At 35.7% G+C, this 11,975-nt stretch carries 10 protein-coding genes; 3 read left to right on the forward strand and 7 right to left on the reverse strand.

Going from position 1 to position 11,975, the window contains the following annotated elements; translation table 11 throughout:
* Complete coding sequence (locus tag R3L15_RS04725) at positions 1 to 297, reverse strand: antibiotic biosynthesis monooxygenase family protein (protein ID WP_338733538.1); 297 nt, start codon at positions 295 to 297, stop codon at positions 1 to 3.
* 2 nt (positions 298 to 299) lie between these two features.
* On the reverse strand, positions 300 to 1,136 hold the full coding sequence (locus R3L15_RS04730) for an SAM-dependent chlorinase/fluorinase (RefSeq protein ID WP_338733539.1): 837 nt from the start codon (positions 1,134 to 1,136) through the stop codon (positions 300 to 302).
* A 110-nt stretch (positions 1,137 to 1,246) separates the two neighbouring features.
* Here R3L15_RS04730 and R3L15_RS04735 point away from each other — a divergent pair, with 110 nt between their 5' ends.
* The 3 genes from R3L15_RS04735 (at position 1,247) to R3L15_RS04745 (ending at position 5,718) form a co-directional block, all read left to right on the forward strand.
* Positions 1,247 to 2,200 carry a PhoH family protein gene (locus R3L15_RS04735; RefSeq protein ID WP_338733541.1) on the forward strand — a complete coding sequence of 318 codons (954 nt, stop codon included), beginning with the start codon at positions 1,247 to 1,249 and terminating at the stop codon, positions 2,198 to 2,200.
* Positions 2,200 to 3,147, forward strand: a complete 948-nt coding sequence (locus R3L15_RS04740) for a phosphoribosylaminoimidazolesuccinocarboxamide synthase (protein ID WP_338733542.1) — start codon at positions 2,200 to 2,202, stop codon at positions 3,145 to 3,147. The genes R3L15_RS04735 and R3L15_RS04740 overlap by 1 nt, the downstream gene beginning before the upstream one ends.
* Positions 3,148 to 3,222: 75 nt before the next feature.
* Complete coding sequence (locus R3L15_RS04745; protein WP_338733543.1) at positions 3,223 to 5,718, forward strand: sugar-binding domain-containing protein; 2,496 nt, start codon at positions 3,223 to 3,225, stop codon at positions 5,716 to 5,718.
* Here R3L15_RS04745 and R3L15_RS04750 read toward each other — a convergent pair.
* From R3L15_RS04750 to R3L15_RS04770, 5 genes are all read right to left on the reverse strand, one after another.
* Positions 5,715 to 6,917 (reverse strand): formylglycine-generating enzyme family protein, encoded by a 1,203-nt coding sequence (locus R3L15_RS04750; RefSeq protein WP_338733544.1) that lies wholly within the window; start codon positions 6,915 to 6,917, stop codon positions 5,715 to 5,717. The two genes, R3L15_RS04745 and R3L15_RS04750, sit on opposite strands and share 4 nt — an antisense overlap.
* Before the next feature lie 11 nt (positions 6,918 to 6,928).
* Entirely contained in the window at positions 6,929 to 7,954 is a 1,026-nt protein-coding gene (locus tag R3L15_RS04755) for an HAD family hydrolase (protein ID WP_338733545.1), read from the reverse strand.
* A gap of 134 nt (positions 7,955 to 8,088) precedes the next feature.
* Complete coding sequence (locus tag R3L15_RS04760; protein ID WP_338733546.1) at positions 8,089 to 8,247, reverse strand: hypothetical protein; 159 nt, start codon at positions 8,245 to 8,247, stop codon at positions 8,089 to 8,091.
* Between the two features lie 464 nt (positions 8,248 to 8,711).
* Positions 8,712 to 10,235, reverse strand: a complete 1,524-nt coding sequence (locus R3L15_RS04765; protein WP_338733548.1) for an arylsulfatase — start codon at positions 10,233 to 10,235, stop codon at positions 8,712 to 8,714.
* A 162-nt stretch (positions 10,236 to 10,397) separates the two neighbouring features.
* Positions 10,398 to 11,954 (reverse strand): arylsulfatase, encoded by a 1,557-nt coding sequence (locus tag R3L15_RS04770; RefSeq protein WP_338733549.1) that lies wholly within the window; start codon positions 11,952 to 11,954, stop codon positions 10,398 to 10,400.
* Between the last annotated feature and the right edge of the window lie 21 nt (positions 11,955 to 11,975).

Genomic DNA, 11,975 nt, shown 5'->3' on the forward strand with positions numbered 1-11,975 from the left:
TTATTTTAAGCTATGTAATTTATCCACACTCCAAGCTTCTGGCTTTGTGTTAAATAAAGGTTTGGTTTTTGACCAAATACGTTTAAATAAGTCGGATTGTCTGTAATTTTCCAAATCGGTTTCGGTATTCCAATAACTGTAGGTGAAAAATATATTAGGATTATCTTTATCGCGATATAATTCTAAAAACTCACAGCCTTCAAACGCTCTAATGTGGGCTTTATTGTCTTCAAAATTAGTGAGGAACTCATTAATTTTTTCTGGTTGAAATCCCATTTTTACAATGCGTACAAACATGTTTATTCTTTTAAAAAGTTAACCGTTACGGTATCCATTAAACCTAAGCCCATTAAAGTAGAGGCACTGCCAGAAGTTTCACTATTACTTTTGTAAACAGCAATTTCTAAATAATTAGAGGCATTAAAAACAACAAGTCCACGACCTTCATCTTGCCTTTTTTCTGGCGGAACATCAAAGTTAACAATATCGCTATATTTTGTGAAGATTTTTTTAAACTTGTGGTGTCTGGCAAAAATTTCATAAGAACGCCCTTTTTGAGTACTTTCAAAAAACGACTTTTTAATGTTGGTGACCACATTCCCATAATTATCAATATAAATAACACTTCCTATAATTTGTGTTTTTTCATCGTTAACAAAAGGGTGCAGGTTTTTAATAGGTTTTATCGTATTTATAGCCTTACCTATAACTTCTAAAGTGCCGCCACGAGCAACATGGCAGGCCACTTTAACAAAAACATCTAACACAGGAAAGCTACTTTGTATTTTATCGTGAATATTAATCTCAACAATCTTTTCTGGCGCAATTTCTGCACAAATCATACTCATAATACCATTGTTAGCACAAATAAAATAATGGTCGTCTAGTTTAATGGCAATATGCTTATTTTCTTGGTTTAACTCAGAATCAATACCTATAATATGAATAGTTCCTTTAGGAAAGCTGCTAAAGGCATTTTGTATAATATAAGCAGCTTCTGCAATGTTAAAAGGCGATATAGAATGTGAGATATCAACAATTCTCACGTCAGGTAGCTCACTATAGATAGCGCCTTTAATAGCACCCGCAAAGTGGTCTTTCTCACCAAAATCGGTTGTTAATGTAATGATTGCCATAAGTGGATTGTTGATATTTTTTTAACCTAACACAACGTAAAAATGCGTAGTTTTGTTGTAAGGCAAATCTAATAAACTAAACTGAAAAAATTAATTAAATCGCTTAGCTTTTGAACGAAATCATTATCGAACTTGAAGAGGTATCTCCAAAAGAATTTTTTGGAGCGCACAATACCAACATCGAACTTTTAAAACAATACTTTCCAAAATTAAAAATTGTAGCCAGAGGCAATAAAATAAAAGCCTATGGTGACGAAGAATTGTTAGAAGAATTTGATAGGCGATTTAATATGCTCATGGAGCATTATATGAAGTACAACAAGCTAGATGAAAATATTATCGAGCGTGTACTTACTAGTCAAAGCAAAGACGATTACGAAACCAGCAAACAAAGTGGCGAAGTAATAGTTCACGGTGTAAATGGGCGATTAATTAAAGCGCAAACCGTTAATCAGCGCAAATTAGTGGAGAGTGTGCGCAAAAACGATATGGTATTTGCTATAGGTCCTGCAGGAACAGGAAAAACCTATACTGGTGTAGCCCTAGCTGTACAAGCCTTAAAAAACAAAGAAGTTAAGCGTATTATTTTAACACGTCCAGCCGTAGAAGCAGGCGAAAATTTAGGGTTTTTACCTGGTGATTTAAAAGAAAAATTAGATCCCTACATGCAACCGCTTTACGATGCGCTTCGCGATATGATTCCCGCCGAAAAACTGACCCACTATATAGAAAACGGAACCATTCAAATTGCGCCTTTAGCTTTTATGCGTGGTCGTACGTTAGATAATGCCTTTGTTATTTTAGATGAAGGTCAAAATACCACCCATAACCAAATGAAAATGTTTTTAACCCGTATGGGTAAAAATGCTAAGTTTATGCTAACAGGCGATCCAGGTCAAGTAGATTTACCGCGTCGTACTATTTCGGGCTTAAAAGAAGCGCTTTTAGTCCTTAAAGATGTTAAAGGTGTTGGTATTATATTTTTAGATGATAAAGATGTGATTCGTCATAAATTAGTGAAAAAAATTATTGAAGCTTATAAAGGTATAGAGAATAGAGAATAATGAGTAATACAATTACAAAAACTAACTTTAACTTTCCAGAACAAAAAAGTGTTTACAAAGGAAAAGTACGTGAAGTTTATAATATTAATGATGAGCAATTAGTCATGATTGCTACAGATAGATTAAGTGCTTTTGATGTTGTTATGCCTAAAGGAATTCCTTATAAAGGACAAATCCTTAATCAAATTGCAACAAAAATGATGAAAGCCACAGAAGATGTTGTGCCTAACTGGTTAACCGCAACCCCAGACCCTAATGTGGCAGTTGGGCATTTATGTACACCATTTAAAGTAGAAATGGTTATTCGTGGCTACATGTCTGGTCATGCTGCAAGAGAATATAAAGCAGGGAAGCGTTTGCTTTGTGGTGTGCCAATGCCAGAAGGTATGAAAGAGAACGATAAGTTTCCACAACCTATTATTACGCCAGCAACCAAAGCTGAAATGGGCGATCATGATGAAGATATTTCACGCGAAGATATTTTAAAACGTGGTATTGTTTCAGAAGAAGATTATAACGTCCTAGAAGACTACACCAAAAAATTATTTCAACGAGGCACCGAGATTGCTGCCGAACGAGGATTAATTTTAGTGGACACCAAATACGAGTTTGGAAAAACTAAAGATGGAAAAATAGTCTTGATAGATGAAATTCACACACCAGATTCGTCACGTTACTTTTATGCTGATGGCTATCAAGAACGTCAAGATAAAGGAGAAGCACAAAAGCAGCTTTCAAAAGAATTTGTACGTCAGTGGTTAATATCTAACGGATTTCAAGGTTTAGAAGGACAAGTTTTACCAGAAATGAGCGATGACTATATAGAAAGCGTAAGCGAACGTTACATAGAGTTATACGAAAACATAACTGGAGAAACCTTCATAAAAGCCGACGTTTCAAACATACAAGAACGAATAGAAGCCAATGTGCTTGAGTTTTTAAAATAAACCAAAAAAACATACGTTAAAGCCTTGCCTTATAAATAGCAGGGCTTTTTTAATGACCAAAAAATAGTTTTAAGTATGCCTTTCAAAGCCTTAGTTTTTTCTTTTTTATTATCACTTTTTAATACCTCTTACTTATTAGCACAAGTAAATTTTGGTAAAGCAGAAACAATTAATCACAGCTGGAAATTTTCTTTAGATAATGTAGAAAAAGGAGAAAGCACCGATTTAAATGATAGTAATTGGAAAACAGTAAATCTGCCACATGATTGGTCTGTTAAAGGACAATTAAGTCCAACGTTGGCAAGTGCGACAGGGTATTTACCAGGCGGTATAGGATGGTATAGAAAGCACATTACAATTCCTTCAAACAGAAAAGGAGAAAAAGTGTATCTGTATTTTGAAGGTGTTTATAATAGAAGTGAGGTTTTTATTAATGGACATTCAGTTGGCAAAAGACCAAATGGTTATATTTCATTTATGTACGATGTAACGTCATTTATCAACTATGGTCAGGATAATATTGTTGCTGTAAAAGTAGATCATAGTAAATCGGCAGATTCCCGTTGGTATACAGGCTCAGGAATATATAGAAATGTGTGGTTGGTTTATGCTAATCCTATTCATATAGCACAATGGGGCGTTTATGCTTACCCAAAAAAGCTTAAAAAAGGTTATAATTTAAATATAGAAGTAGACGTATTAAACCAAACCAACACAGCAGCATCTCTAACAATAGTTAACGAGTTGTTATCTCCAGAAGGAAAGCGTGTGGCAATACAATCTGAAAAATTAAACATAAAAGAAAACCAGTCAGATACGTTAAAAACAACTATAAATGTTAAAAAGCCCGAACTATGGCATATTAGCTCACCTAAATTATACACACTAAATACAAAAGTGCTTAAAGAAGGTGAATTGATAGATGAATCAAATACAAAAACAGGGTTTCGTCAGTTTACATTTAACTCTAATACAGGCTTTGCCCTAAACGGTACTTCAATGAAAGTAAAAGGCGTATGCTTACACCATGATGGAGGCGTGCTTGGAGCTGCTGTACCCAAAGAGGTTTGGAAAAGGCGCTTGCTACAATTAAAAAAGATTGGTGTTAATGCAATAAGAACGAGTCATAATCCGCAAGCACCAGATGTGTATGAGTTATGTGATGAGTTAGGACTTTTGGTTTTAAATGAAGCTTTTGATGAGTGGGAATACCCTAAACGAAAATGGATAGAAGGTTGGAATGTTGGCACGCCAGGCTATCAAGGATCGTATGATTTTTTTGACGAATGGGCAGAAAAAGATTTAGCCAATATGGTTAAACGAGATAGAAATCATCCTTCTATTTTTGCTTGGAGTATTGGTAATGAAGTAGATTATCCTAACGATCCCTATTCACATCCCGTTTTAGATGGTGGATCCGATACAGGATTTACACAACCCATTTTTGGAGGTTATAAAAAAGAAGCTCCTGATGCTATGCGACTAGGTAAAATAGCAAAGCGTTTGGTGAAAGTTGTAAAAACATACGATACTTCCAGACCAGTAACAGCAGGTTTAGCAGGTGTTGCTATGTCTAATCAAACAGAGTACCCTTTTACTTTAGATATAACGGGTTACAATTATACAGAAAGCTTATACGATCACGATCATGTTTTGTATCCTAATCGCGTTATTTTTGGCAGTGAAAATCGTCATGAATTAGAAGCCTGGAACGCAGTAATTGAACGAGATTTTGTATTTGGTCAATTTTTATGGACAGGAATAGATTATCTCGGCGAGTCTGGATCCTGGCCATCACGAGGGTTTTATTCCGGTTTATTAGATTTTGGAGGTTTTATCAAGCCAAGAGGTTTTTTCCGTCAGGCATTATGGACTAATAAGCCAATGTCATATTTAGGAACTTATGTATCTCCGCTTAATGGGGGAGATGGCGAACTACAAGATGTTTGGTCACAGCTTAATGCTAGTAAAGATAAGGTGAAGGATGAAAAACCATCTATGGATGCTTGGCCTATTTGGAACTATAAAAACCAACAATTAATTAGAGTTGTTTGTTATACAAATGCACCTCAAGCTGTTTTAGTTTTAAATAATACCATTGTTGGAGAACGACAAAATAATAATAATGATACAGGAATTTTATATTGGGATATTCCTTATCAGGAAGGGACGTTAGAAGTTATTGGTATGGATTTACAAGGCAATGAAATTAGTCACGATGCTATTAAGTCTTCAAAGCGTCCTTACGCCATTAAAATTGTTAATGGAGACAAACAGATTAATACTAATGGAGTCGCTCAAATAACTATTCAAGTAGTTGATGAAAATGGTGTTCCTGTTATGATTTCAGATGATGAGGTTACGTGTCATATAAAAGGAGATGCCACATTATTAGGTCTAGAAGCTAGTAATAATACAGATATGTCTGATTATACCGATAATAAGCACAGGGTTTACCACGGACGAATGATTGCTTACATTAAAGCAGGTGCATCAAAAGAAGACATACTTGTTACATTTACGTCTCCTTGGTTAAAATCTGCTAAAAAGACAATTACTGTCCAGGATTAATTTAAATCATCTCTAACAAGTCTAAAACCAACATGTTGCATACCAGAATCTGGGCTTAAACGCATTCTTCTTGCATTTCTGTAACCCGAACACCAACTGTCGTTACATAAAAATGAACCACCACGGACCACTTTATTAATGGCGTTTTGGTTATATACTTCGTATGTTTTATCTGGACCTAGAGGGTTAATAGCTACCTCGCTTTTATCTTTTAATTGCTGGTAGTAATCTGCAGCATACCAGTCGTAAGTCCATTCCCAAACATTGCCAGCAATATCATATAAACCATACGCATTAGGAGGGAACGATTTAACAGGAGCTACTTCTGTAAATCCATCTTCACCAGTATTACTATAGGGGAAATCACCTTGTAAAAAGTTACCGTATTTTAAATTAGACACCTTATCATTTCCCCAAGGATACATGGTGTTGTGTGCGCCGCCTCTCATAGCGTATTCGTATTCGGCTTCGGTAGGTAACCGTTTGCCAACCCATTTAGCATAGGCCATAGCATCGTACCATGAAACCTGCGTTACAGGATAGTTTAGATAATCTTGCAAATTAATTGATTTTCCTTGCGGTTGCTTCCAATTAGCTCCTTTAGTAAAGGTCCACCAATTGGCTAAATTATCTTTTTTTACCGATTTGTCTACAAAATGAAACACAAGTGCTCCAGCTTTTAGTATACTATCATGCGGCTTTGGTGTGCCTGGGGCGACTTGTTTTTTTAACTCTTCCCAGTCAATATCGTGTTCTCCAACGGTTTTATAATTAGTAGCTTTAACAAATTCAAGGAACTCGCCAATAGTCACTTCGTGTTCATCCATATAAAAGCTTGAAACTTTTACAGGATGTTTAGGGAATTCATCTGGTTGAGCTAAAGCAGTATTAGGCATGTTTTCAAAGCCTTCGGGTAAATCGCCTCCCATAGAAAATGTACCGCCTTTAATATGCACCATACCATTAAAATCGTTGTTTTTTTCTTGTGAAGTAGGAATAGAGTCTATAATATGAAGCCATTTTTTATCAAGAAATTGTTTGCCTACAAACTGGTCTGGTGGGATACAATAAATGTTTCCGGTTTTAGGTGGTACAGTAACTATTTTTGCATCCTTACTTTTAGAGGAATCTTTACAGTTAGATAGTTGTAATAACAGAATTATTACTAATAATAAGCTAGGTGTGTTAATGTTTTTCAAAGTTATTCGTCTTAATTATTTTGATGTGGAAAAACGACATTCCAATCTTGTTTCATATCAATTATAGTCCAGCCTTTAGCTTTGGCAATACTATCACCTTTTATTAAGGCACCAGCGGCAACACCTTTGGCGTAATCAAATTCGCGTTGTCTATCGGTATGCTTTATATACAACATAAAATGAGGTAGTGGATTATTGGTGGTACTATATTCCATCATTTCTAAATCGCCATCAGAGTTCCCTACAACCATAATGGGTTTTTTACCTATATATTTATTGATAGAAATGATTTTTCCTTCATGGTCGTCATAAAATTCAAATTCAGGAGTTTGTGCTACTGAGAGAGAATCACCTTCGCCAACAACTTTTGTTTTAAAGGTTGTACCAATGATATTCTCTTCTGGGATTCCATAGACATTTGGAGCCCAAGCACGCATAAATTCTTGGCTACCACCAGATACAATATAAATTTTAAACTGATGCGCTCTTAAGTAATCTAATAATTCTAACATGGGTTGATAAACCAATGCTGTGTAAGGTTTTTTCAATACAGGATGTTGCGCTGTTTGTACCCAGTCTTGAAACTCTTGTGTAAGCGTTTCTATATTTTGCGAGGCATGAGCAGTACCTACTAGTTTAATAATATCGGTAGAATGAAACGTTTTCATGGCTTCTAGATCATCTTCTATAACAGCTTTAAAAGGCATTTCTGTTTTCCATTCTGGGTGATTTTTTGCCATAGCCTTAATTTTGTCGAAAGCAAAAAACAGTTGTGAGGGTAGCGGTTGTTCCACCCACAAAGTACCATCGTTATCAAAACACGCAATTCGGTCTTTAGGAGCTACATATTCATCACTTGTAGAATCTGTTATTTTTTCAACAAAAGCTATGATGTTATCTCTAGATTGGACATTGTTAAAAGAAGGTAGATGGTTTTTGGTCGCTACTTTTATAGCAGTCTTTTTAGTGTCATTTTTACATGATATCAAGAGGATAGTAATAGCTAAACAAATGACGTAAGTAGATGCTTTTTTCATACGAGTATTTATATCTTAAAAAAGGTCACTAGAGTAATTTCTTTTTTTGATGAAAAAATGAAAATTCAAATTAATAAAAAACTTCGAGTAGAAATAATCTATTCGAAGTTTTTTATAAGAATATAATTGTTTTTTTATACAATATCTGAACGATCTGTTAGGTTATCAAAACTTTCAAAAGGGTCTAAATGGACGTTATAGAAAATTGGAAACTTTTTACTTGGGTTAAACCAAACAAAATATGGCTTATCCTCATCTTGTGCTCTTTTAATAAAAACTAAAGAAGCAGCCATAAACTCCTCATATACAGTTTCTATACGTTCTCTGGAAAGTTGTCCTGTTTCTTCAATACGTTGTTTGCCAACATTTCCAAATCTAGGGTCAACTGTATTATCTGTGTCGGTCGTCCAAGTATGTAAAACACCACGCGTTTCATATTTCTTAAAGAATTCTGGATCTTATGGGTACTTTTTATTGGTATTCTTCCTGTGTGTTTAAATGGTATAGGTTACCAAAAAAATTCATCAAAACCATGAACTGTTGGTAAATGTGAATTAAGGTCACCTAAGTGGTTTTTACCAAATTGTCCTGTAGTATGTCTTAAGAGTACGTAGAATAATACTTTTATACAATATACCTTTGACTGTTAAAATGTAAAAGTAAAACGTGTAGAGTGTTTACTAGCTTATAAAATATAGGCATAAAAAAAGCCCAAGTATTACTTGGACTTTTAAAATTAAAAATCTTATAATAAGATTTAGTTTTTAGCGGTTGGCGTTAATTTTCTTAATTCTTCATCAATATCGAACTCCATACTTTTCATTCGTGGTGGATAATCTTTTAAAGATTGCATAAACTGACTTATTTTTCCAAATGCTGGCGCATATGTCCAGGCACGGTCTTCCAGCCACTCGTTATAGCCTCTGGCTTCAATAAAGCGCTCAAACGGATCTAACTTTAGGTTAACAACAATAGGAGTTACCAGATCTTGTTGCACACCATTAAACCATTTGTCTTGTTTTTTGAATAAAAACTTGTAGTCTCCATAACGAACACCATGTAAAGTGGTTTCTGTAAAATAGAAGAATTCTTTACGTTTAGTTGGTCCTTTTTGGGTGATAAGATCGGTTTGATCGTACCCATCTAAATGGATTTTTTCGTAGCTTCTTTTCCCTGCTTTATAGCTGTCAAGCATTTTTTCTTTAAGGTCAGGCTCTCCTAACTGAGACATAATAGTAGGTAACCAGTCTTCCATAGTCATAAATTCTCCGGTAGTTGTTCCTTCAGGAATTACGCCAGGCCATTTTACCATCATTGGGACTTTAAAGCCACCCTCGTAACCACCTACACCTTTTTCACCACGAAACGGATGGTTACCACCATCAGGCCATACAAAAGAGTAAGCACCGTTATCTGTAGAGAACATAACAATGGTATTGTCGTCAACATCTAATTCTTCAAGTAAATTTAAAAGCTCGCCAACAATATCGTCCATTTCCTTAACACCATCGGCATACAAGCCATAACCAGTAACCCCATCGTATTTTTCAGAAAGGTGTGTATGCATATGCATACGGGTTAAGTTATGCCAAACAAAAAATGGCTTATCATCTTTTACGGCATCGGTTATAAAACGTTTAGATTCTTTTAAAACCTCCCAGTCTAATGTTTTTTGACGCTCAGCACCAAAGCCGCCTTTATCCTCTATTTTCTGACTACCGTCTGATTGTGCCCAGGAATGAATAACCCCACGTTGCTCAAATTGTTTAGCTACTTCAGGGTCTTTTGGGAAGTCATAAAGCTCTGTGTATTCACCTGCATTTAAGTGATACAAAATACCGAAGAACTCGTCGAAACCATGATTGGTAGGTAAATGCTCGTCGCGGTCGCCTAAATGGTTTTTGCCAAATTGTCCGGTAGCATACCCCATAGGTTTTAATAAGGTCGCTAATGTTGGGTCTTTAACATTCATACCTTGTGGTGCTCCTGGTAAACCTACTGTAGCAAGCCCAACACGAATAGGGTACTGCCCGGTAATAAAAGCCGAGCGACCGGCGGTACATGAGGGTTGTGCGTAATGGTCCATAAATAGCATACCTTCATCGGCAATTTTATCTATGTTAGGTGTAGAGCCTCCCATCATGCCACGGTGGTAGGCACTTAAGTTCCACATACCTACATCATCACCCCAGATAATTAAAATGTTGGGTTTGTCTTTGTTTTGCGCTAAGGTAGCTCCTATAGAAAGAAGCGCCATAACACTTAAAATAAATTGTTTCATAGTGTAATATTGGTTAATATATGTTATAGGCTAAATTTAGTGATTTTTTTTACACTGTAATTTGCTTAAGTATTTTTTCTTTGTTAAGCTATCGCTATTAAGTCGTGTTTTTAATAAAAAAAAAGCTCCCGTTCGGAGCTTTTTTTTGTAGTTTTTTCTAAATTATTGACGCGTATCAGATTTTAATATAGACTCAATAGCTTTATTAATATCTAAAGAAGCGGCTTCTTGACGTGGCGGAAATTCTTTAAACGTTGATAAGTGTTCGTTTAATAAGCCAATGGCAGGCTGCATCACCCAAGATTTTTCCATAATTAAATGGAATCCTGTAATATCATCATACTTTTCATAAGGATCTTTTCTGAGATTAAATAATTGTGGCATAGTATGCGATATCATATCATCAAAATAGCGCTCTTTGGTAGCAAAGTGCATTTTCCATGGCCCGACACGCATGGCGGTTAAGCCACTTTCGTAGTAGTAGAAGAAATAATTTCTAGCAGATTTATCTGTTTTGCCAGTCCAATAATCTAAATTATTAAAGCCATCTATATAAACTTTATAATTCATGTCACCAACTTTCTTTCCTTTCTTTAGATCATCTTTAATTTGGTTGTTACCTACGGCAGCCATAATGGTAGGTAGTACATCTTCATGAGCCGAAATACCATTCCTAATTAAACCTGCAGGTATTTGCTCTGGCCAACGTACCATAAATGGCGAACGTAAACCACCTTCATAAGTGGTCATTTTTTCACCTCTAAACATGGTTACTCCAGCATGAGGGAAAGTACTTTGTTCTGGTCCGTTATCTGTTGTGTAAATTACAATAGTGTTATCATCTACGCCTAACTCTTCAAGGTAGTCTAATAGTTCGCCTACATGACCATCGTGTTCCATAAGTCCAGAGCCAAATAGATCCATATCGGTACTAATAGGTGTAGCTAAATTTCTAGATTCTTCTTTTAGATGGGTATACACATGCATGCGACTGGTAGCGTGCCAGATAAAAAATGGTTTGTCAGCTTTTTTGGCACGTTTCATAAAGTCTTTCGACTTAGCGACTAATTCTTCATCAAACGTTTCCATACGTTTAGAAGTCAGTTTACCTATATCGGTAACTTTTTGTTTGCCTATAACGCCAAAACGCGGGTCTTCTGTACTGTCATAAGTGTCCGTAGCGTAAGACTCTATAATACCACGAGGCCCATATTTTTCGTAAAATTCTTCACTCTTAGGATAATCGGCCTGTTCTTCTTCTTCCGATACGTTTAAGTGGTATAGGTTTCCAAAAAACTCATCAAATCCATGAACTGTAGGTAAGTGTTCGTTACGATCGCCTAAGTGATTCTTTCCAAATTGCCCAGTCATATATCCTAATGGTTTTAATAACTCGGCTAGGGTTGGATCTTCTTTTTTAAGTCCTAATGGATTGCCTGGTTGTCCAACTGTGGTTAGTCCTGTACGTACAGGTTTTTGTCCCGTAATAAAAGCAGCACGACCAGCAGTACAGCTAGGTTGCGAATAATGATCGGTAAATAAAACCCCTTCTTTAGCAATTCTGTCAATATTGGGAGTTGGATACTGCATGCCTAAGCTATAACAGCTTAAAGAGTTTGGTGCGACATCGTCTACCATGATAACTAAAATGTTAGGCTTGTCTTGCGAGAACGCATGAAAGCAACTAACAAGTAATAAGAATACTAAGCTTTTTTTCATAATATGTGATTAAGGTTAATA

This window comes from Mangrovimonas cancribranchiae, assembly GCF_037126245.1.
GTDB classification, from domain to species: domain Bacteria; phylum Bacteroidota; class Bacteroidia; order Flavobacteriales; family Flavobacteriaceae; genus Mangrovimonas; species Mangrovimonas cancribranchiae.

Coding starts and splice junctions, on each gene's coding strand:
- R3L15_RS04740 (WP_338733542.1), top strand. CDS start 2,200: ATGAGTAATACAATTACAAAAACTAACTTTAACTTTCCAGAACAAAAA.
- R3L15_RS04725 (WP_338733538.1), bottom strand. CDS start 297: ATGTTTGTACGCATTGTAAAAATGGGATTTCAACCAGAAAAAATTAAT.
- R3L15_RS04730 (WP_338733539.1), bottom strand. CDS start 1,136: ATGGCAATCATTACATTAACAACCGATTTTGGTGAGAAAGACCACTTT.
- R3L15_RS04770 (WP_338733549.1), bottom strand. CDS start 11,954: ATGAAAAAAAGCTTAGTATTCTTATTACTTGTTAGTTGCTTTCATGCG.
- R3L15_RS04765 (WP_338733548.1), bottom strand. CDS start 10,235: ATGAAACAATTTATTTTAAGTGTTATGGCGCTTCTTTCTATAGGAGCT.
- R3L15_RS04755 (WP_338733545.1), bottom strand. CDS start 7,954: ATGAAAAAAGCATCTACTTACGTCATTTGTTTAGCTATTACTATCCTC.
- R3L15_RS04760 (WP_338733546.1), bottom strand. CDS start 8,247: ATGGCTGCTTCTTTAGTTTTTATTAAAAGAGCACAAGATGAGGATAAG.
- R3L15_RS04745 (WP_338733543.1), top strand. CDS start 3,223: ATGCCTTTCAAAGCCTTAGTTTTTTCTTTTTTATTATCACTTTTTAAT.